General features: G+C 59.2%; 2 protein-coding genes. Both read left to right on the top strand.

What is annotated here, in order from left to right:
• On the top strand, positions 1-363 hold a 363-nt coding region (locus tag ADK28_RS33255), incomplete at its 5' end, for a phage tail sheath C-terminal domain-containing protein (RefSeq protein ID WP_048796034.1).
• 9 nt (positions 364-372) lie between these two features.
• Positions 373-617: hypothetical protein (locus tag ADK28_RS28565; RefSeq protein WP_048796428.1), on the top strand; the 245-nt coding region annotated here is incomplete at its 3' end.

Below are 617 nucleotides of genomic sequence, written 5' to 3'. Positions count from 1 at the left end.
CAGATTGTGCGCGCTATCAGCACCTACACCACCAGTGCCGACGGTGCCACCGACCCGTCACTGCTGGACATTACCAGCATTCGCTCGCTGGATTATGTACGCCTGGCGATCGATACCCGTATCGAGCTGCGCTTCCCGCGCCAGAAGAACACGCCGCGCGTGGGCCGGGCTGTGCGCTCGGAAATCCTCAACGTGCTGTATCAGCTTGAAGATATGGAGATTGTGGAGAACGTCGACCAGTACAAGGCGGGCGTCCTCGTGCAGAACAGCGAGCAAGACAGCGGCCGTCTGAACTGTGTCATTCCGACCAACATCGTCAGCGGTCTGCATGTGATTGCATCTCGCATCGACATGATCCTCTAAGGAGTCACAATGGCAATTCCATACATGGGGGCGGTGGTCCTCGAAGTGAACGGCCGCGAGGTCGAGGTGACGGAGTTCAACGTCAACAACAACACCGGCCGCAAGCTGGTCAAGACCATGAACTCCACCGGGCGCGCTAAGGGCTACTGCTCTGGCATTGAGACTTTCGAGCTGTCGCTGACGGTGGCAATGCCGCTGGGCGACACCTCTATCGACTGGGAGAACGTCGTCGGGGCCAAGCTGACCCAGTACCC

It is taken from the genome of Serratia sp. 506_PEND, from assembly GCF_001076875.1.
In the GTDB taxonomy this organism is placed as follows: Bacteria; Pseudomonadota; Gammaproteobacteria; order Enterobacterales; family Enterobacteriaceae; genus Serratia; species Serratia marcescens.
The sequence above is the reverse complement of the archived record's forward strand: the minus strand, read 5'-3'. Positions and strand labels throughout refer to the sequence as shown.